We start from the raw sequence: 20,296 nt of genomic DNA on the forward strand, positions 1-20,296 counted from the left end.
GCTGAGGTAAGGAGAGCCTTTCTCTTTTGCGGCGAACAATCGCAGATTACAGGTCAACAAAAGCTTTCACCTCTGTGAAGCTTTGATGAACGTTTTGTTGCAACCCCCTTGATATGTGGGGTAGTAGCCGGGCCTCACGCCCGGCGGACATGTCCTGAGTGCGCGGCGTAGAGATCGGCCACGTTCACCCGCTCCCGGTCGGCTTCCACGGGTTCCCTGGACTTCGCGCCCATACCGTGTGCGCCAGACGCCGCCCATAATCGCAGCGCTTCCCTGACGACCTCGCTACCGGATGCATAAGCCCCGCAATTGACGGCTTCGCGCATTCTTGCTGCCTGTTCCGGGGAAATCGATACTGTCACCATTGGCATGATATCACTCCCTTCTTTAAACACTGCGAACGGTCATTCGATCTCCGGATGGGTATCGGCTGCCGTCGTGGTCTAGGGCGGGCGTTTTTATTGTCTTTCGTCTGGCGCCGCTTCCAGCGAAATTTGTATCAGCTGGGATATTAGCACGGAACGTGTTCCATTCCCAATTCGCAGTATATCACGGTTTAGTTTTTCCCCCGTGACCGCGCCGGGAGCATGAAGATGATCCTCACGCGCCGGCCATTGCCGACACCAGGGTCCGTCCGATGAGAAAGAATTGATTTACAGCAAAATAGCGACACGGAATGGCGCATTTTTTATTGATTGATCAGTCAATCAATAATATTTTGCCGCCCTCAAGGAGATCGTCATGCCCAAGGTCGGAATGGAGCCTCTGCGCCGAAAAGCGCTCGTGGATGCGGCGCTGCGCACCATAGGCCACCATGGCTCGTTGAATGTGACAATGTCTGACATCGCCCGGGAAGCGGGGGTGTCGGCGGCGCTTGCGCATCATTATTTCGGCAGCAAGCAGCAGCTCCTGCTGGAGACCATTCGCAGCCTGCTGCGTGATCTCAGGCGTGATGCGGTGGCGGCGCTGACCCGTGCTTCCGGCCCGCGCGAAAGGCTGAGCGCCATCGTCCATGTCTCCTTCCAGAGCGACCAGTTCACGCCCGAAACGGTGGCGGCATGGCTTGCCTTTTACGTTGAGGCGCAGCGCTCGGAAGAAACCCGCCGGCTGCTGGTGATTTATTCCCGCCGCCTGCGCTCCAACCTCATGGCAAGCCTCAACCGGCTCTGCCCGCCCGATGATGCCGCACGCATTGCAGAAGGGGCCGCAGCCCTCATCGACGGGCTTTATATCAGGCACAGCCTGCGTTCCGCCCCGCTCGGCCTCGCCTCTGCACCGGCGCTGGTCGAGGATTATTTCGACATGCAGCTCAGATCTTTTCCCGATGGACAGCGCGCCAAGCCGTCCATCCGCACTCTCTAGGAGACTTCGACATGACCATCGCCACGCCACTCAGGGCGCAGCCGAAAGCCTCGCATTTCATCGACGGCGATTATGTCGAGGACAATGCCGGCACGCCATTCGAGAGCATCTACCCCGCAACCGGCGAGATCATCGCCCGGCTTCACGCCGCAACGCCGGCGATTGTCGAGCGTGCCATCGCCTCGGCCAAGCGCGCCCAGAAGGAATGGGCGGCAATGAGCACCATGGCGCGTGGCCGCATCCTCAAACGCGCCGCCGATATCATGCGCGAACGCAATGAGGCGCTTTCGACGCTGGAAACGCTGGATACCGGCAAGCCCATTCAGGAAACCATCGTCGCCGATCCGACCTCGGGTGCGGATGCCTTCGAATTTTTCGGCGGTATCGCCCCTTCCGCATTGAATGGCGATTACATCCCGCTCGGCGGCGATTTCGCCTATACGAAACGTGTGCCGCTCGGCGTCTGCGTCGGTATCGGCGCGTGGAACTATCCGCAGCAGATCGCCTGCTGGAAGGCCGCGCCTGCGCTCGTCGCCGGCAATGCCATGGTCTTCAAGCCTTCGGAAAACACCCCGCTCGGCGCGCTGAAGATTGCTGAAATCCTTATCGAAGCGGGTCTTCCCAAGGGCCTGTTCAATGTCATTCAGGGGGATCGTGATACGGGGCCGCTGCTCGTCAATCACCCGGATGTGGCGAAAGTCTCGCTTACCGGCTCGGTGCCGACCGGCCGCAAGGTGGCCGCCGCTGCCGCCGGGCATCTGAAGCATGTCACGATGGAACTGGGCGGCAAGTCGCCGCTGATCGTCTTCGATGATGCCGATATCGAAAGCGCCGTCGGCGGTGCGATGCTCGGCAATTTCTACTCCTCCGGGCAGGTGTGCTCCAACGGAACGCGTGTCTTCGTGCAGAAAAAGGCGAAGGCCCGCTTCCTTGAAAACCTGAAAAGCCGCACGGAAGCGATGATCCTCGGCGATCCCCTCGATTACGCCACCCATCTCGGCCCGCTGGTCTCCAAGGCCCAGCAGGAGAAGGTTCTCGGTTATATCGAAAAGGGCAAGGCGGAAGGTGCGACGCTCATCACCGGCGGCGGCATCCCCAACAATGTCGCGGGTGAGGGCGCCTACGTTCAGCCCACCGTGTTCGCTGACGTGACCGACGACATGACGATCGCCCGCGAGGAAATCTTCGGGCCCGTCATGTGCGTGCTGGATTTCGAGGATGAAGACGAGGTTCTTGCCCGCGCCAACGCCACCGAATTCGGGCTGGCCGGCGGCGTCTTTACCGCCGATCTCGCCCGCGCCCACCGCGTGGTGGATCAGCTGGAGGCGGGCACGCTGTGGATCAATACGTACAATCTCTGCCCGGTGGAAATCCCCTTCGGTGGCTCCAAGCAATCCGGCTTCGGCCGCGAGAATTCGGCGTCGGCGCTGGAGCATTATAGTGAGTTGAAGACGGTTTATGTGAGCACGGGGAAGGTGGAAGCGCCTTATTGAGGTTCAATGGTTGGGTTCACCCCCCTCTGTCCTGCCGGACATCTCCCCCTCAAGGGGGGGAGATCGACCTGAGGCGAGGTCTCGCCCATCTCAAAGTTTGCGAATGGAGCGGTGGTAGCGCCGCTTGCCGATCTCCCCCCTTGAGGGGGAGATGCCCGGCAGGGCAGAGGGGGGTAACCCACCCCCTGACAGTCAATTGATCGGAACAACCGCTCATCGGAGAGAGCAACAATGCAAGCAGATTACGTCATCGTCGGCTCCGGCTCCGCAGGGTCCGCCATCGCCTACCGCCTGTCGGAAGATGGTCGCTATTCCGTCATCGTCATTGAGGCCGGCGGTTCCGATTTCGGCCCGTTCATCCAGATGCCTGCCGCATTGGCCTGGCCGATGAGCATGAAGCGCTACAATTGGGGTTACCTGTCCGAGCCAGAACCGAACCTCAATAATCGCCGCATCACCGCCCCGCGTGGCAAGGTCATCGGCGGCTCCTCCTCCATTAACGGCCTCGTTTACGTGCGCGGCCATGCCGAGGATTTCAATCGCTGGGAAGAGCTCGGCGCGCAGGGCTGGGCCTATGCGGATGTGCTGCCCTATTTCAAGCGCATGGAACACAGCCATGGCGGCGAGGAAGGCTGGCGTGGCACGGATGGGCCGCTGCATGTACAGCGCGGGCCGGTCAATAACCCCCTGTTTCACGCCTTCATTCAGGCCGGCGCCCAAGCGGGGTTTGAACTGACGGATGACTATAACGGCTCCAAACAGGAAGGTTTCGGCCTGATGGAGCAGACCATTCACAATGGCCGTCGCTGGTCCGCCGCCAATGCCTATCTCAAACCGGCGCTGAAGCGAGGCAATGTCACGCTGGTCAACGGTTTTGCCCGCAAGGTGGTCATTGAGAACGGCCGCGCCGTGGGAGTCGAGATCGAGCGCAAGGGTGTGGTGGAGACCATCAAGGCCGGTCGCGAGGTCATCGTTTCGGCCTCCTCCTTCAATTCGCCGAAGCTGCTGATGCTCTCGGGCATCGGCCCCGCCGCCCATCTGAAAGACATGGGCATCGAGGTGAAGGCGGATCGCCCCGGCGTCGGCGCCAATCTCCAGGACCATATGGAGTTTTATTTCCAGCAGGTCTCCACCAAGCCGGTCTCGCTTTATTCGTGGCTTCCGTGGTTCTGGCAGGGTGTGGCCGGTGCGCAATGGCTGCTGTCGAAAGGCGGCCTCGGTGCTTCCAACCAGTTCGAGGCCTGCGCCTTCCTGCGCTCCGCCCCCGGGCTCAAGCAACCTGACATTCAGTATCATTTCCTGCCCGTTGCCATCTCCTATGACGGCAAGGCGGCGGCGAAAAGCCATGGTTTCCAGGCGCATGTCGGCTACAACCTGTCGAAATCGCGCGGCAACGTCACCTTGCGCTCCGCGGATCCCTCAGATGAGCCGGTCATTCGTTTCAACTATATGAGCCACCCAGAGGATTGGGAGAAATTCCGCCATTGCGTGCGCCTCACGCGCGAAATTTTTGGCCAGAAAGCATTCGACGAATTCCGTGGCCCGGAAATCCAGCCCGGTGAAAATATCGAGACCGATGAGCAGATCGACGCCTTCCTGCGCGACCATCTGGAAAGCGCTTACCACCCCTGCGGCACCTGCCGCATGGGCGACAGAAACGACCCGATGGCGGTTGTCGATCCCGAATGCCGCGTGATCGGTGTCGAGGGCCTGCGCGTTGCAGACAGCTCGATCTTCCCGCACGTGACCTATGGTAACCTGAACGGCCCCTCCATCATGACGGGCGAAAAGGCCGCGGACCACATTCTCGGCAAGACCCCGCTGCCGCGCTCCAATCAGGAGCCGTGGGTAAACCCGCGAGCGGCAGTCAGCGACCGGTGAAGGTCAATAGTAATCGTCCTCGCGCTGGTGGCGGATCGCGAGGATTGTTACCTTTTCAGCATTCTCTATTTCAAAGAGAATGACGTAGCCTGATGAACCGAACGGAATAAGAAACTCACGCAGAAACGGGTTGTCCGCATCAATTTTCCTGCAACTCATTGGAAAATCCGCCAGTGCGGCTATTCCTTTTTCGATTGCCCTATAGGCTTGCTTAGCCGCATGTTTGTCACGGCGAAGGAGATGAGAATATAGGCGCGTTATGTTGTCGCGCGCTCTGTCGGCGAGAAAAACCTGATACGTCACTTGTCGTCGTCTTCAGCGAGCTTCGCGTCAAGCATAGTTTTTAGTTCAGCAAGAACGTCTTCCGCCCTGTGATAAACACCCGTTTTTTTGGCTTCTTCACGTGCCGCCAGCCCGCGGGCAATAAAATCTGCCTGTGACTTGCGGATTTCAACTTCCCTGCGGACCGAATCCTCGACAAATGACGATAGCGTCTCGCCGTCCTTCAGAACGCTTTCTGCCGCTTCGCGGAAATCCGCCGTTACACGCAGCGAAGGCAAAGTTGCGGTTTTCATCTTGTCTCTCCATTCGTTGCATTTGCGATGCGCAGCATCTGCCATCTGTCGCAACGAGTCAAATGCAAAACTTGCAATCGCCGGCTGGCAGGCCGATAAAAGGGCCTCCCGCCCGACAATGACTGAAATCACCGATCTGGATCGCCATGCCCGTCGATTACAAGAAGCTGAAAATGCTCCGCCGTTCCCGTGTTGTCTGGGGTTCATGGCGGATTTGGAAGCCAAGGGCGGTTTTCTGGATTGGTGCGATTGCCGTCGGCCTTATCAGCGTCGGTTTCGCTTGGGCAGCGGATCGCGCCCAGCACCTCTTCTTCGCGGCCACGTCCTCAGGCGAATGGGCGTTTCTGCTGCCGCTCATCATCACGCCGCTCGGTTTCACCCTGTGCGCCTGGCTCGCGATCACGGTTTTCCCCAACGCCGGCGGCAGCGGCATTCCGCAGGCCATCGCCGCCCGGCACCTGCGGGACGATGCGGATCGTTCGCGGCTTCTGTCGCTGAAGCTTGCTTTCGGCAAGGTGGTGCTCACCGTCGCCGGTCTGCTCTCCGGCGCGTCGATTGGCCGTGAGGGGCCGACGGTTCAGGTGGGGGCCTCGATCATGCTGCAGGCCGCTCGCTGGGGCGGCATGGCGCAGGCCAAGGGCCTCATCCTAGCCGGTTCGGCGGCGGGCATTGCGGCGGCCTTCAACACGCCGCTCGCAGGCATTGTCTTTGCCATCGAGGAGATGAGTAAGACTTATGAATCCCGCGCCAACGGCCTTGTGCTGACGGCCGTCATCCTGTCGGGCCTTGCATCGCTGGCTCTGGTCGGCAGCTATACCTATTTCGGCACCAGCTCGGTCATGGCGAAAACGCCGATGGACTGGCTGCTGGTGCTTGTCTGCGGTGTCGGCGGTGGTGCATTTGGCGCTCTTTTCAGCGCTGGTGCGTTGCGCCTCTCTGCACGTATCCGCCGTTTCGCCCAGACCATGCCCCTGAAGCGAATGCTGGCGGTTGCCGCCGCCTGCGGCCTTGCTTCCGCCGTCCTCGGCATCGCAACAGGCGGCGCGACATTCGGAACCGGTTACGAGCAGGCCCGTGCGGCGATAGAGGGGCAAGCCGCACCGTCGTTCTTCTTCATCGAAAAACTGGCGGCGACTTTCCTTGCCATGATGTCGGGCATCCCCGGCGGCATTTTCGCGCCGTCTCTGTCGGTCGGTGCGGGTTTCGGCAGCACCATGGCGAGCTTGCTCGGCACCAGCATCGGCCTTGGCGCCATCGTCGGCATGGCGGGTTATTTTGCCGGCGTTGTGCAGGCGCCGATGACAGCCTTCGTCATCATCCTCGAAATGACCGGTAATCATGAAGGCGTCATACCCATCATGGCCGCATCGATGCTGGGATATCTGACGTCTCGGCTTTTCTCTCGCGAACCGCTTTATCACGGCCTGTCACGGGTCTTCATCGCCCAGAGCATCCGCGCCAGACGCGCCGCTCAGGCTAACGAAACGTGACGGCTTAAGCGCGTATGCCCGCCACGCCGAAATAACCAAGCCCGGGTATCTTCACGCCCGGCCGGGCGAAATCGATGCCGGCCACGAGACCGAGGAAGTTGATCTCGAAGCCGCTGCGCGCACCCGCCGAAATGCCGAACAGGCCACCGAGCGAAACGCTCGCATCCTTCCAGTCGTCGGCGACGTGGTAAAATGCACCGTCCGGCAGATAGTCGCGGCCGACCGCATCCGGCGGCAAAACGACGCCGAGTTCGGGCACGCTGCGCAGCACATGGGCGACGAAGGTGTTCGAGTTCGGCCCGGGATAGATGCGATAGCCGCCCGGCTTGCCATAGGGATAGTCGGCAATCGCCTTTTCGATCTTGGGGATCAGCTTTTCCGCCTCTACGCCGTGAATGGCCACCACCTGGCGCGGCATGTTGGAATACCAATAGGCGTCCGCCGCATATCCATTATGGCGGATCGGCGTGCCCCAGCCCACCTTGTCATAACGGTCATAGCTCGTAGCGCCCGGCTTTTTCAACACGACCCAGGCATGGCTGGCGACCGAGCCCTTGAAGCCGCCGGTCATGGCGGAAAAGACGTAGACGGCGGCTTGCCCGTCGCTCGAAGCCGCCGGCAGCATGCCTGACGATGACCATCTGGCGGCATTCCAGCCGCGTGGATGGTCCTTCATGGCCCACAGTCCGGCCGATGCCAGTGCCGGCAGCAGGTAGATAATGGCAATCGCCAGTAACAGACGTTTTGCAAATTTCACTGATGGCCCCGTGCATCGAAAAATCAATTGCGGTATCAACAACATAAAATCAGAATTTTTTGAGGCTGAGAGAATGAACAATTCCGTTACCGTCGAAGTCGTCAGGGGCAATCTCGTGGAAAGCCGCCACAGGGGCCTTGCGGTAGTGGTGGATGGCGATGGCGGCGTGCTGTATTCCACGGGAGATCTGGAACGTGGCATCTTCCCGCGTTCGGCCTGCAAGGCCATGCAGGCCCTGCCGCTGGTGGAAAGCGGTGCCGCGGACGCCTATGGTTTCGGCAGCCGCGAGCTGGCGCTTGCCTGTTCGTCCCATTCCGGCGAGGACGCACATGCGGAACTTGCCGCTTCGATGCTCGCCAAGGCGGGCAGGGATGTGGATACGCTGGAATGCGGCGCGCACTGGTCCTCCGACCAGAAAACCATCATCCATCAGGCCCGCACGCTGGAAAAGCCGACGGCGCTTCACAATAATTGCTCTGGCAAACATTCAGGCTTCATCTGCGCCTGCTGCCATACCGGCACCGACCCCAAGGGCTATGTCGGTTATGACCACCCGCTGCAGCAGGAAATCCGCGCGGCGATGGAGAGCCTGACGGGTGCTGCGCTGGGTCACGACAATTGCGGCGTGGACGGCTGCTCCATCCCGACCTATGCGGTGCCGCTCAAAGGGCTGGCACATGGTTTCGCAAAGATGGCGACGGGCAGGGGGCTGGAAGCCGGCCGGGCGAGCGCCTCGCGCCGGCTCATGGAGGCCTGCATGGCAGAACCCTTTTATGTGGCAGGCACCGGCCGCGCCTGCACGAAGCTGATGCAGATCGCGCCGGGCAAGATTTTCGCCAAGACCGGCGCGGAGGGCGTCTTCGTCGCCGCCATGCCGGAAAAGGGCATCGCCATGGCGGTGAAATGCGAAGACGGCACGACGCGTGCGGCGGAAGCCATGGTTTCGGCATTGCTCGCCCGCTATTTCGATGAAGGCAGCGCCGAACAACAGGCGCTGAGCGGCATGGCGAACCGGCAGATGCGCAATTGGAACGGCATCCATGTCGGCGATATCAGGGTCGTCGGTCTCTAAATAACCTTTGACGCGGCCGTTTGCCGGCATGATGATGACACGCCCCGCACGTGACGGCCACCCCATGGCCCTCGCGGGGCGGTGTCCGCATGAGGAAGAAGCGGGCGCTTCATTGCTTTGGAGGTCTCATATCCATGTTCACATTGTTTTTCTCCCCCGGTTCCTGCTCCCGCGCCAGCCATATTGTGCTGGAGGAATCGGGCCTGCCTTACAAGGCCCACCGCGTCAATTTTGCGGAAGGCGAGCAACGCTCCGAGGCATTTTTAAAGATCAATCCCAAGGGCCGCGTGCCGGCACTGGCGACGGAAAGCGGCGTGCTGACGGAGACGCCGGCCATCCTCGCCTTCATCGCCCAGATGGCGCCCGAGAAGAAACTCGCGCCGCTCGACGATCCCTTCGAATTCGCGTTGATGCAGTCCTTCAACGCCTTCATTTCTTCGACGGTGCATGTCGCCCATGCCCACGGCCGGCGCGGCAGTCGCTGGGCGAGCAAGGATAGCTCGCTTGAGGATATGAAGGCCAAGGTGCCGCAGACCATGGGTGAATGCTTCGAACTGATCGAGCACGGCATGCTGCATGGCCCATGGGTTCTGGGCACTGCTTATTCCGTGGCCGATCCCTATCTTTTCGTCATGTCCGGATGGCTGGAAAGCGACGGCGTAGATATTGCCCGTTTCCCCAAGGTGCACGACCACTTCCGCCGCATGAACGACCGGCCGGCGGTGCAGCGGGCGCTCGCGGGGGAGAGGGGCTGAAAGGCTCAGTATTTCCGTCATTCCGGCCCTGAGCCGGAATCCAGCCAACACGCGTCTGCGCGGCGAGAAGGGTCCTTTAAGCCCAAGGACTTGGGCTGGCTGGATGCCGGATCAGGTCCGGCATGACGGAGGGGTAAGGGGCTTAACCGCTCAAGCCGCCTCGGCCGCGCGCGTATCCCACATCGTCTTGAACGCCGTGCGGGCCTGGCAACGATCCAGCCAGGCCTTCAGAGCCGGATGGGCGTCGAACAGCGGCTTGTGGCCCTGTGCGTAACGAACGATTTCCGCCGCGTTGAGATCGGCGACGGTAAAGCGATCGCCCACCAGATAATCATGACTGGACAGATGCTGCTCCAGCACCCGGAAGGGGCGCTTCAGCAGGCGGCTGGCAACATCGATCACGGCCTTGCCGCTATCACTTTCCGACAGGCCTTCGGCGATGGCGGAGGAAATCTTCAGCGAATTCGTCTCCACTTCGGTCGCGGCAAAGAAGGACCATTGCAGCATCGCCGCATCTTCCTTCAGATCGATCGGCGCAAGCGGTCCGCCATATTTGCGGGCGAGGTAGAGATTGATGGCCATGGATTCGTAAAGCACCATGCCGTCATCCTCGATGCAGGGAATGGTGCCCATCGGGTTGACGGCCAGGAAGTCCGGAGACAGCGTGTTGAGCGGCGCATCCGCAGCCAGCGGATCGGCAAGACGGCGGGCCTGTATCACAGGCACGTGCTTGAATTCTATGCCGAGTTCGCCCGCCAGCCATAATGTGCGTGTGGCGCGGGAACGGTAGACACCGTAAATCGTCAACATTGAAATTACCCCTTCAACCTGTCAGATGGCGGCAAGTTACGGTCTAGCCCTCCTAAAGTGAAGCTGTGGATCGCAGCGCCAACTATGATTTTTTCTGATCCGGCAGGAGGTCTGTATCGGGCGAGAGCCGGCATTCGAAACGGTCGATGAAGCGTTCGAACAGCCGGGCGAATGTCTCCACATCCTCCGCCGGCCAGCCATCCATCACGTCCTCGATGACGCTCATCTTCGTCCGACGCATTTCCTGCAAGAGACTGGTGCCGAGCGGGGTGATCTCTACGATGCTGCGGCGGGCGTCTTGCTGGGAAACGCCGCGTTTCAGCAGCCCTCTCCCGACCATATCGGCCACAACCCGGCTGCCGCGTGAGGGATCGATGCGCATGCCCTCGGCAATCGCGCCCACGGTCACATCGCCCTCCGCCCGGCGTAGAATGTCGAGCACGTCGATATGGGAAAGTTCGAGACCTGGAGCGAGCCTGGCAAGCGCCATGCGGCCGATGATGCGGCGGCCGATCATGATGCGCATGCGCGTCATCGTATTGCCGATCCGCTTGATGTCCTCGGGCAGATCCTCGTTCCAGTTTTCCTCAGTCGCCACGCTTCATCGTCCCTTTCGATGCTGTTTTCCGATCACGTTTAGCGGCAATAGCACAGATGTCAAAAACTTGCCATTGACATATATATGCTGATAGCACACAAATTGTCACAGCAAATCTGCCTGAAGCCAACGAGATTTTTCATGGATATGTCCACCGCCCCCGTGGCGCCGCTTGTGTCGGATCATCGCCGCAGGCTCATCGTCTTTCTGTTTCTGATGCTGGCCATGTTCATGGCGACCCTCGATAACCAGATCGTATCGACGGCACTGCCCACCATCGTCGGTGAATTCGGCGCGCTGGAGCGTTTCGGCTGGATCGGCTCTGCCTATCTGCTGGCGACCAGCGCGGTCATGCCCGTCTATGGCAAGCTCGGCGATCTGTTCGGCCGGAAATACGTGATGATCGCTGCGGTCGTCATCTTTACGCTCGGCTCGCTCGCCTGCGGGCTGGCATGGTCGATGGACAGTCTGATTGCCGCCCGTGTCTTGCAGGGGCTCGGCGGCGGCGGCATCATGGTCTCGATCTTTTCCGTCAATGCGGATCTGTTCGAACCGCGTGAACGCGCCCGTTACCAGAGCTATTCCAGCCTCACCATCATGGCGTCGGGCAGTGTCGGCCCGATCCTCGGCGGCACGATGAGTGATCTCTTTGGCTGGCGGTCGATCTTCCTGATCAATCTGCCGCTCGGCATCATCGTTATTGCCGGTCTGGCGCTGATGCTGCCTTACCGCCGCCCGGCGCGCCAGCCGAAGATCGATTATCTCGGTGCGGTCCTCTTGGCGGCCACCATTGCCAGCGTGGTCTTCTGGGCGGACAGCAGCGAATTGTTCGGCTCGCTCATCGCGGCCCCCAGCCTCGGCATCATCGCCTTCGCCGTCATCGCCGCTTTCCTCTGGGTGCAGGTGGAGCGCCGCGCGCCGGAACCGGTAGTGCCGCTGCGTCTCTTCAAGGACAGCACCTTTCCGCTGTTGATGATCGTTTCGCTCACCAGCGGCGGCATCGGCATCGGCATGGTCAATTATTATGCCCTGTTCCTGCAGACGACCACCGGCCTTTCCCCCTCCCATGCCGGCCTGTTCTTCATCGCGGTCACCGGCGGCATCGTCATGGGTTCGCTTTCGGCCGGACGGCTGATTTCGATTACCGGCGTCTACAAGCCCTTCTCGGTTGCGGGCCTGACAATCAACGTCATCGCCATGCTGCTCTTCACGCAGATGCATGCGGGAACGCCGCTTTGGCTGATCGCTGTGCTGATGCTGGCGCAGGGTTTCGCAGTCGGCCTCGGCCAACAGGCTCCGATCATCGGCGTGCAGAACTCGGCCCCCAAGGCTGACATCGGTGCGGCAAGCGGAGCGGTAACGCTGACCCGCATGGGTGGTGCTGCCATCGCCATCTCGGTCTATGGCGCCATCGTATCCACAAGCCTCAAGGGTGTGGCGGTGGATATTCCCGGCGTCGGCAAAATCGAGGAATTGACGCCAAAAATCCTCTCGGAACTGCCCGCAGCCTCCCAGGCCGCCGTCGCCTCGCTCTACTCGGATGCGTTTACGCCGCTGTTCTTCGCGGCCGCCGCAACCGCTGCCATCGGCCTTGCCGCGGCGCTGATGCTGAAACCGGTGCGGCTACCGGCGGCGGTTGAGGCGAAGCCCGCGGAAGTGGCGGGGGAGTAGGGGCGGCCGACAGTTGTCACCTTTGGTTCTCGCTGAAACCTCTCATCCGTCATACCGGCCTTGAGCCGGTATCCAGCCAGCCCAAGTCCTTGGGCTGAAATAACTCTTTCGCCGCGCGGACGCGCGGCTCCTGGATTCCGGCTCAAGGCCGGAATGACGGGATGTCTCCGCAAAACAAAAACGCGCCCATTGGAAATTTAACGCGCGTTCCGCGTTATGCTCGCAGCACTCTAGATTCGCGCGGGCGGCCCTATCTCAATGAACATGAAGCCGGAACAGCTCCTGAATTCCACGCCCAATGGCCTTTATTGCCCGGTGGGTGATTTTTATATCGATCCCGTGCGGCCCGTGGCGCGGGCGCTCATCACCCATGGTCATTCCGATCACGCCCGCGCTGGCCATGGCGCGGTGCTGGCCACGCGCCAGACGCTGGATATCATGCGCATCCGTTATGGCGAGGATTTCTGTGGCAGCGAGCAGGCGGTCGCATTCGGCGAGAGGGTGGAGGTAAACGGCGTCACCGTCGGTTTCCATCCGGCAGGCCATGTTCTGGGTTCGGCGCAGATTTCCGTAGAAATGAACGGTCTGCGCATCGTGGCGTCCGGCGATTACAAGCGCGGCATCGACCCCACCTGCGCCCCCTTCGAGTCGGTGCCCTGCGATGTCTTCATCACCGAAGCCACCTTCGGCCTCCCGGTGTTTCATCATCCGCTGCCGCGTGTGGAAACGGCCAAACTGCTCACCTCCATCAAACAGTTTCCCGAGCGGACGCACCTTGTCGGCGCCTATTCGCTGGGCAAGGCGCAGCGCGTCATCAGGCTCCTGCGCGATAATGGTTATGCCGAGCCGATCTATATCCACGGTGCGCTGGCGCGGCTCTGCGATTATTACGTCTCGCAGGGTATCGATCTCGGTGATCTCAGGCCCGCAACACTGGAAAAAAGCGATCCTTCCGCCTTCAAGGGCGCGATTGTCGTCGGACCGCCCTCGGCGTTTCAGGAGCGCTGGGCGCGCCGCTTCAACGAACCACTGATTGCCTTCGCGTCCGGCTGGATGATGGTGCGGCAGAGGGCAAAGCAGGGCGGTGTGGAATTGCCGCTGGTGATCTCGGACCATTGCGACTGGCCGGAACTGCTGGAGACGATCAAGGAAATTTCCCCGCAGGCCGTCTGGGTCACGCATGGCCGGGAGGAGGCGCTGGTGCGCTGGTGCGAATTGCAGGGCATCGCCGCCAAGCCACTGCATCTCGTTGGTTACGAGGACGAGGGGGATTGAGATGAAAGCCTTCGCCACTCTTCTTGACCGCCTGGTTCTCACCCCGTCGCGCAATGGCAAGCTGAAGCTGCTGACCGATTATTTCCGCGATACGCCCGATCCCGACCGGGGTTACGGGCTGGCGGCCATTGCCGGCACGCTGGACCTCAAAAGCGTCAAGCCGGCCCTGCTGCGCGAACTGGTCTTGGAGCGGATGGATGAGGTTCTGTTCCGCTATTCCTATGATTATGTGGGCGATCTCGCCGAAACCATTTCGCTGGTCTGGGGCAATATCGGTGGTGCTGACGATTCAGAGGCACAGGATCCGCGTCTTGGTGAAGTGGTGACACTGATGAATTCGCTCGGCCGTACGGAGGTGCGCGGTGCGGTGCGTGATCTCCTGGATCGGCTCGATACGTCCTCTCGTTTCGCTTTCCTCAAACTTGCCACCGGCAGCCTGCGCATCGGTGTTTCGGCCCGGCTGGCGCGTCAGGCGCTGGCGGATTTTGCGGGGAAAGACATCATCGAGATCGAAACCCTCTGGCACGGGCTGGCGCCGCCCTATACGCCGCTTTTCGCATGGCTCGAGGGCAAGGCGGACCGCCCGGTGCTGGCAACGCCCGCCATCTTCCATTCGGTGATGCTGGCGACGCCGGTGGCGGATGGCGACCTCGATGGGCTGGACCCCGCCGACTACGCCGCCGAATGGAAATGGGACGGTATTCGTGTGCAATTGTCCCGCGCCGGTGGGACACGGAAACTCTATTCCCGTTCAGGCGACGATATTTCAGGCGCCTTCCCTGACGTTCTTGACGCGATCGATTTCGAAGGTGTGATGGATGGTGAGCTGCTGATTGGCGGCACGGCACGGTCCAACAATCTCACCCGAACCTTTTCCGACCTGCAGCAGCGACTGAACCGCAAGACGGTGACGGCGAAGATGCTGGACGACTATCCCGCCTTCATCCGCGCCTATGACCTGCTGTTCGACGGCGAGAGCGATATCCGCGCGCAGACCTATCTGCAGCGTCGCGGCCGGCTGTCTGACATTATCGAACATGCACCGCATGACCGCTTCGACCTATCGCCACTGATCGGCTTTTCCAGCTGGCAGGAGCTCGATACGCTACGCGCCGCACCGCCCGATCCGGTCATCGAGGGCGTCATGATCAAGCGCCGCGACAGCACCTATCAGGCCGGGCGCGCCAAAGGCCCCTGGTTCAAGTGGAAACGCGATCCTTACAATATCGACGCCGTCATGATGTATGCCCAGCGTGGCCACGGCAAAAGATCGAGCTATTACTCCGATTTCACCTTCGGTGTCTGGGCGGAGGGGGAGGACGGCGAACAGCTCGTGCCTGTCGGAAAGGCTTATTTCGGTTTCACCGATGCGGAGCTGGAGGTGCTGGACAAGTTCGTGCGCGACAATACCGTCGAGCGTTTCGGCCCGGTGCGGGCGGTGCGCGCCACGCCGGATTTCGGTTTCGTGCTTGAAGTTGCCTTCGAAGGCATCAACCGCTCTACCCGCCACAAATCCGGCGTCGCCATGCGGTTCCCCCGCATTGCCCGGCTGCGCGCCGACAAGTTGCCGGCCGAAGCCGACAGGCTTTCAACACTGGTGGCGATGATCGACGGTGTGGAAGGCTAGGGTGGCACGATCGCCTGTTTATTTCCCTGGGCGTCACAGTCGGGGCGAGGCGACGTCCAGAAATTGCCATGATGGCTGCGAATACATTGTTGTCATTCGCGAATCCGTGATTGGACAGCCTCCCGCCGCAGTGCTGAACTGCTAATGCAACCATCCTCGTCAGGTGACCATATGGCAGACAAACGCTTTCTTTCCTCACCCTTCGGACAGGAAGAGAGCGGCACGATCTCGCCGGGCATGACGCGGCGTGGATTGCTCGCTGGCGCAATGGGGCTGTCAGCAGCGCTTGTCCTGCCGCCCGCCGTGAAAGCGGGCATTCCGACACCTGAAGTCTTGCCGCTCGAACGGCAGGATTATGCGGAGGCTCGCCGACGTTTCCACACCCACCTGCTGCGCGAGATGGCGGCGCCGGAGAAGTCCTCGGCGCTTGGCACACCGCCCGGGGCGGAGCGTGTCACCTATCGTGGCGGGCCGGATGGCTCGATCGAACTTGTCGCCTGGCTCTCCCACTACCAGCCGTCAAAAACACTGAAACCGGCCGTCCTCTTCCTGCATGGCGGCAACGCCACCGGGGATGGCCATTGGGCGCTGATGAAGCCATATTGGGAAGCGGGCTTCGTTGTGCTGCTACCGTCCTTTCGTGGCGAAAACGGCCAGAACGGCAATTATTCAGGCTTCTACGACGAAACCTCGGATGCGCTGGCGGCGGCCACCTATCTTGAAAATCTTCCCGGCATTGACAGAGCTCGCTTCTTCATCGCCGGCCATTCCAATGGCGGCACGCTCACGCTTCTGGCAGCCATGAGCCGTAAATTCCGTGCTGCGGCCCCCATATCCGCTGGCGTCAATTCATGGCGCTATTTCAACCGCTATAGCGAGGAGATCTGTTTCGACGAAACCGACGAACGCGAATTCATCATGCGCTCCTCCGTCTGTTTCGGCCCCAGCCTCAAATGTCCGGCACTGCTGTTGCGCGGTACGGAGGAGCGGCCCTTCGACGCCGATCACCAGCTTTTTGTGGACCGCGCCCTGACCTCGGGTTTCAGGGTCGACAAAAAACTGCTGGCGGGAACCCATAATGGTGTCGTCCCCGGCGCAGTGGCGGAAAGCATCCGTTTTTTCAACGGCTTTGCGTAAACGCGATGTTGCACCGTCCGTAGGCGTGTGGTGTCTCAGGTCTTGATGATGGACGTCTTGGCCTGCTCTGCCCACCATGCGCCGTCTTTCTTGTCGGCATATTGGGCGCGCTTGTTGGTGAATTGGCCCTGGGTGCAAATTTCCCGGTAGTTGCGGACCGGCAGCCCGAGTTCCTTGACGACGGCATGCACCACGGTTGGGCCCGTCATGTCATAGACGCTGACGAGCGTGCCTTCTTCGATATTGCGGGCAATACGATCAGCTATCAGCCTGAGCGCCGGGTGGCCGGGTTTCGACGCCATGAAATAGTTGGTGATTTCGCCGTCCTTCATGGCAATGAAAACGGCTTCTTCATCCGTATCGATCACATCTTCGGGCCGGGCCGCAAAATTGGAATCAATATCCAGATAGATGCCGCCTTCCTGCAGAAGAACGAGAATGCGCCAGAAATCCGCTTTGGCGGCGCCCACCTGCAGGCGACGGAAGGCGTCGGCGTAACGTCCGGGAAAATGCCGGTCGATATAGGCCTGGCACGCCTCGTCATCATGGTAGCGATATTCGAATTCCGGCGTCAGCCAACGGTTGAACAGGAAATTCGCATAGATTGGCGTCGTGACCCGATTGGAGTAATTCGTCTGCCAGATGATGCGGGGAATGGCCTTTTCCGATTTCGGGCTGCGTCTGGCAGGCTGATGCTGCGGAAGCGTTTTTCTTCTGCCGGGCCGGATGAACAAATCGATGGAAAAAATGACCTTGGCGATGTTTCCACCGATCTTGATCGCGCGGTACGCGATGCGGTTATAGCCATGCTTTGCCAAGTTCAGCGCTCCTGCGCGTGGAATCGATTGTCACGCACGTGGAAACGGCGGTACGCGGTATTTATTGGACGCAATTAGTTTGTCAATACGCTGAAAATGAGACCGGCCGAGCCCGGATTAACGGGGCCCGGCCGGTTGGGGAGGGGCTGCGATCAGGCTTTGTTACGGTTGAAATATCCAAGCAGCCGCATGGCATTGGCGGTCACCAGAACCGTGGCGCCCGTATCGGCGAAGACGGCAAGCCACAGGCCGGAAAGGCCGGTAACTGTTGTGACCAGGAACACCGCCTTCAGGCCGAGCGCAATCGTCACGTTCTGTCGGATATTGTTCATGGTGGCGCGCGAAAGGCCGATGAGGCGGGCGGCGTCGCCGACATTGTTGCGCATCAGCGTCGCATCCGCCGCTTCCATCGCCACGTCCGTGCCCGAGCCGATGGCAACACCGACGCTGGCCGCCGCAAGGGCCGGCGCATCGTTAATGCCGTCACCCACCATGACAACGGTCTTCTTTTCGGCAAGCTTGCGGATTTCCTCAACCTTGTTCTGCGGCAGGAGTTCACCGCGCGCCTTAAGTCCAAGCTTGTTACCGATGGCACGCGCGGTGCGGGCATTGTCACCCGACAGCATCAGCGAGGAAATGCCCATGTCCTTGAGCGCCTTGACGCCTTCGGCCGCGTCCTTGCGCGGCTCGTCGCGCATGGCGAAGAGGCCGCTTGCCGCGCCGCCGGCCATGACCACGGCCACCGTCTTGCCTTCGCTTTCCAGCGCGGAAATACGGTCGGCAAGATCCTTCGAGAGCGTGCCGACCTCAGTCGCAAAGCGCGGTGCGCCGATAAACAGGTCCTTGCCGCCGACATTGCCCTGCATGCCGCGACCGGAAATCGCCTTGATGTTGGAGCCGGGCAGGGGCTTCACGCCAGCCTTTTCGGCATGATTGACGATGGCGCGGGCGAGCGGGTGGCTCGACTCGTTTTCGATGGTCGCGGCCTGCGCAATCAGCTCGGCCTCGTTGCCGTCGAGAGCGATCACATCCGTCACGACAGGCTCACCAAGCGTCAGCGTGCCGGTCTTGTCGAAGGCGACGGTTTCGGTGCGCGCCAGCATTTCGATGACCGCGCCGCCCTTTACGAGCATGCCGTGGCGTGCCGCAGCCGAAAGGCTGGAGGCGATGGCGGCGGGAACCGAGATGACCAGCGCGCAGGGGCAACCGATCAGGAGCAGCGCGAGACCACGGTAAATCCAGGTATCCCAGTCGCCAAGGCCGGCGAGGGGCGGTACGATGATGGTCAGCACCGAGATCGCGACGATGAGCGGCATGTAATATCGTGAGAAGCTCTGGATGAAACGTTCGGTCGGGGCGCGGGAATCCTGTGCTTCTTCGACCAGCGTAATGATGCGGGCAATGGTGTTGTCTTCCGGCGCACGGTCGACGCGGATGCGCAGCGAACCGTCATGGTTGATCGAGCCGGCAAAGACGCGGTCGCCCTTGTCCTTGGCGACGGGAATGCTCTCACCCGTCATCGGCGATTCGTCGACGCTGGACTGGCCGTCGATGACAACACCATCGGCGGCGATACGGTCGCCGGGGCGCGCCACGACCACCTGGCCGATGCGAACCTGATCGGCGGAGACCTGCCGAAGCGCGCCGTTTTCCTCCACCATCGCCGTTTTCGGTAGCAGTGAACCGAGCGCCTTGATGCCGGAGCGGGCGCGGGCGGCGGCAAAGCCTTCCAGCAATTCGCCGACGGAGAACAGCAGCACGACGATAGCCGCCTCTTCCGCCTCGCCGATGATGATCGCGCCGATGGCGGCAATGGTCATCAGCATCTCGATGGTGAAGACAGCGCCGAAACGGGCAGCATTAAAGGCATTGCGTGCGATCGGGAAGAGCGTGACCAGCGTGGCGACGATGAAGGCGTAACTACCCCAGGCCGGGAAGGTCAGTTCCGCCGCATAGGCAATCGCGACCAGAATGGTGCCGGTGAAGGTGTTGCGCGCCTTGGCGGTGCGCCACCATGCACCTTTTTCGTCCGCGCCATGGGCGTGCCCTATCTCGGCGCTCTGGTTTGCGGCGGCAGGTGCGGCAGCGTGGGAATGGCCCGCATGGTCGTGTCCGTGATCGTGACCTGAATGATCATGGCCGGAGTGATCGTGGTCATGCCCGTTGCAGGAATGCTGCTCGTCTCCCGAATGGTCATGCGCCGCGTGGTCGTGGCCGGAATGATCATGCCCGGAGTGATCATGACCGGAATGATCATGATCGTGATGGCCACCGCATGTCGCGTGATCATGATCGTGTTCGTGCTTTTGATCCGGCGTTTTTTCGCGCGCGGCCTTCTCCTGCGGCAGCAGGGCCGGCTTGAAGCCGAGCTTGCGCAACGTATCCTCGATCTTTTCCACCGGGGTTTTGTTTTCGGCAAGCGAAAGGTTCAGCCGCTCGCGGGCCACCGACACCTTGACGTCAGCAACGCCGGGCAGGCGGGACAGTGCGGTTTCGATCTTGGCCGCGCAGCTGCCGCAATCCATGCCGCCGACCGAAAAGGTCAGCGCATTGTTGTTTTCAATAGCCGTTTGGGGCGTGTCATGATGGTGACCGCCGCAGGAGGAATGGTCGTGCTGATCGGCCTCCACCTTTGCTGCGGGCGCTTTTTCGCGCGGCAGCAGAGCGGGTTTGAAGCCGAGCTTGCGCAACGTATCCTCGATTTTTTCCACCGGGGTTTTGTTTTCGGCAAGCGAAAGGTTCAGCCGCTCGCGGGCCACCGACACCTTGACGTCGGCAACGCCCGGCAGGCGCGACAGCGCGGTTTCGATCTTGGCCGCGCAGCTGCCGCAATCCATGCCACCAACCGAAAAGGTCAGGGCCTCCGGTTCCCCGTTCAAACTGCCGCGTGTCGAAATATTCATGGTTTCGCTCCTGAATTCCACTCGACAGCCAATCTGGCACCTCTAGCAACTAGAGCTTCAAGAGGAAAAATG

At 61.0% G+C, this 20,296-nt stretch carries 18 protein-coding genes; 10 read left to right on the forward strand and 8 right to left on the reverse strand.

Annotated elements, in window-relative coordinates; genetic code table 11:
* Window positions 1–134 precede the first annotated feature (134 nt).
* Window positions 135–371, reverse strand: coding sequence for a ribbon-helix-helix domain-containing protein (locus EGT36_RS10710; RefSeq protein WP_022555776.1), 237 nt, complete (start codon window positions 369–371; stop codon window positions 135–137).
* Between the two features lie 370 nt (window positions 372–741).
* Between EGT36_RS10710 and betI the strand changes: the two genes are divergently transcribed.
* From betI to betA, 3 genes are all read left to right on the forward strand, one after another.
* A complete protein-coding gene (gene betI / locus EGT36_RS10715) occupies window positions 742–1,362 on the forward strand; it encodes a transcriptional regulator BetI (RefSeq protein ID WP_006700007.1) in 621 nt (206 codons plus the stop codon).
* 11 nt (window positions 1,363–1,373) lie between these two features.
* Window positions 1,374–2,855 (forward strand): betaine-aldehyde dehydrogenase, encoded by a 1,482-nt coding sequence (gene betB / locus EGT36_RS10720; RefSeq protein ID WP_125270385.1) that lies wholly within the window; start codon window positions 1,374–1,376, stop codon window positions 2,853–2,855.
* A 231-nt stretch (window positions 2,856–3,086) separates the two neighbouring features.
* Window positions 3,087–4,736: a choline dehydrogenase gene (gene betA / locus EGT36_RS10725; protein ID WP_037091706.1), complete on the forward strand. Its 1,650-nt coding sequence runs from the start codon at window positions 3,087–3,089 to the stop codon at window positions 4,734–4,736.
* 3 nt (window positions 4,737–4,739) lie between these two features.
* Here betA and EGT36_RS10730 read toward each other — a convergent pair whose 3' ends face one another.
* Both EGT36_RS10730 and EGT36_RS10735 read right to left on the reverse strand, forming a co-directional pair.
* Window positions 4,740–5,039 (reverse strand): type II toxin-antitoxin system RelE/ParE family toxin, encoded by a 300-nt coding sequence (locus tag EGT36_RS10730; RefSeq protein ID WP_037091705.1) that lies wholly within the window; start codon window positions 5,037–5,039, stop codon window positions 4,740–4,742.
* Entirely contained in the window at window positions 5,036–5,311 is a 276-nt protein-coding gene (locus EGT36_RS10735) for a YlcI/YnfO family protein (protein WP_004440470.1), read from the reverse strand. Before EGT36_RS10735 ends, EGT36_RS10730 begins: the two co-directional genes overlap by 4 nt.
* Before the next feature lie 146 nt (window positions 5,312–5,457).
* On the opposite strand from EGT36_RS10735, the gene EGT36_RS10740 reads away from it, so the two are divergent.
* Entirely contained in the window at window positions 5,458–6,801 is a 1,344-nt protein-coding gene (locus EGT36_RS10740) for a chloride channel protein (protein WP_037091704.1), read from the forward strand.
* A 4-nt stretch (window positions 6,802–6,805) separates the two neighbouring features.
* Here the strand turns inward: EGT36_RS10740 and EGT36_RS10745 are convergent, their stop codons facing one another.
* Window positions 6,806–7,558 carry a DUF3750 domain-containing protein gene (locus tag EGT36_RS10745; RefSeq protein ID WP_037091703.1) on the reverse strand — a complete coding sequence of 251 codons (753 nt, stop codon included), beginning with the start codon at window positions 7,556–7,558 and terminating at the stop codon, window positions 6,806–6,808.
* Window positions 7,559–7,631: 73 nt separating this feature from the next.
* Between EGT36_RS10745 and EGT36_RS10750 the strand changes: the two genes are divergently transcribed.
* Both EGT36_RS10750 and EGT36_RS10755 read left to right on the forward strand, forming a co-directional pair.
* Window positions 7,632–8,630: an asparaginase gene (locus EGT36_RS10750; RefSeq protein WP_037091702.1), complete on the forward strand. Its 999-nt coding sequence runs from the start codon at window positions 7,632–7,634 to the stop codon at window positions 8,628–8,630.
* Window positions 8,631–8,764: 134 nt separating this feature from the next.
* Entirely contained in the window at window positions 8,765–9,385 is a 621-nt protein-coding gene (locus EGT36_RS10755; RefSeq protein WP_037091700.1) for a glutathione S-transferase family protein, read from the forward strand.
* Window positions 9,386–9,535: 150 nt separating this feature from the next.
* Here the strand turns inward: EGT36_RS10755 and EGT36_RS10760 are convergent, their stop codons facing one another.
* Both EGT36_RS10760 and EGT36_RS10765 read right to left on the reverse strand, forming a co-directional pair.
* Window positions 9,536–10,195: a glutathione S-transferase family protein gene (locus EGT36_RS10760; protein ID WP_004440482.1), complete on the reverse strand. Its 660-nt coding sequence runs from the start codon at window positions 10,193–10,195 to the stop codon at window positions 9,536–9,538.
* Window positions 10,196–10,277: 82 nt separating this feature from the next.
* Window positions 10,278–10,793, reverse strand: a complete 516-nt coding sequence (locus EGT36_RS10765; protein ID WP_004440484.1) for a MarR family winged helix-turn-helix transcriptional regulator — start codon at window positions 10,791–10,793, stop codon at window positions 10,278–10,280.
* A 141-nt stretch (window positions 10,794–10,934) separates the two neighbouring features.
* Between EGT36_RS10765 and EGT36_RS10770 the strand changes: the two genes are divergently transcribed.
* The 4 genes from EGT36_RS10770 (at window position 10,935) to EGT36_RS10785 (ending at window position 16,503) form a co-directional block, all read left to right on the forward strand.
* On the forward strand, window positions 10,935–12,464 hold the full coding sequence (locus tag EGT36_RS10770; protein ID WP_006700017.1) for an MDR family MFS transporter: 1,530 nt from the start codon (window positions 10,935–10,937) through the stop codon (window positions 12,462–12,464).
* 264 nt (window positions 12,465–12,728) lie between these two features.
* Window positions 12,729–13,739 (forward strand): ligase-associated DNA damage response exonuclease, encoded by a 1,011-nt coding sequence (locus EGT36_RS10775; protein ID WP_037091727.1) that lies wholly within the window; start codon window positions 12,729–12,731, stop codon window positions 13,737–13,739.
* Window position 13,740: 1 nt separating this feature from the next.
* Window positions 13,741–15,366, forward strand: coding sequence for a cisplatin damage response ATP-dependent DNA ligase (locus EGT36_RS10780; protein ID WP_004440496.1), 1,626 nt, complete (start codon window positions 13,741–13,743; stop codon window positions 15,364–15,366).
* 171 nt (window positions 15,367–15,537) lie between these two features.
* A complete protein-coding gene (locus EGT36_RS10785) occupies window positions 15,538–16,503 on the forward strand; it encodes an alpha/beta hydrolase family protein (protein WP_125270387.1) in 966 nt (321 codons plus the stop codon).
* A 35-nt stretch (window positions 16,504–16,538) separates the two neighbouring features.
* On the opposite strand, the gene EGT36_RS10790 is transcribed toward EGT36_RS10785, so the two are convergent.
* Entirely contained in the window at window positions 16,539–17,321 is a 783-nt protein-coding gene (locus EGT36_RS10790; RefSeq protein WP_006700020.1) for a glycosyltransferase family 32 protein, read from the reverse strand.
* A gap of 152 nt (window positions 17,322–17,473) precedes the next feature.
* A complete protein-coding gene (locus EGT36_RS10795; RefSeq protein ID WP_125270388.1) occupies window positions 17,474–20,224 on the reverse strand; it encodes a heavy metal translocating P-type ATPase in 2,751 nt (916 codons plus the stop codon).
* Between the last annotated feature and the right edge of the window lie 72 nt (window positions 20,225–20,296).

Source organism: Agrobacterium sp. FDAARGOS_525 (assembly GCF_003938925.1).
Lineage (GTDB): Bacteria > Pseudomonadota > Alphaproteobacteria > Rhizobiales > Rhizobiaceae > Agrobacterium > Agrobacterium pusense.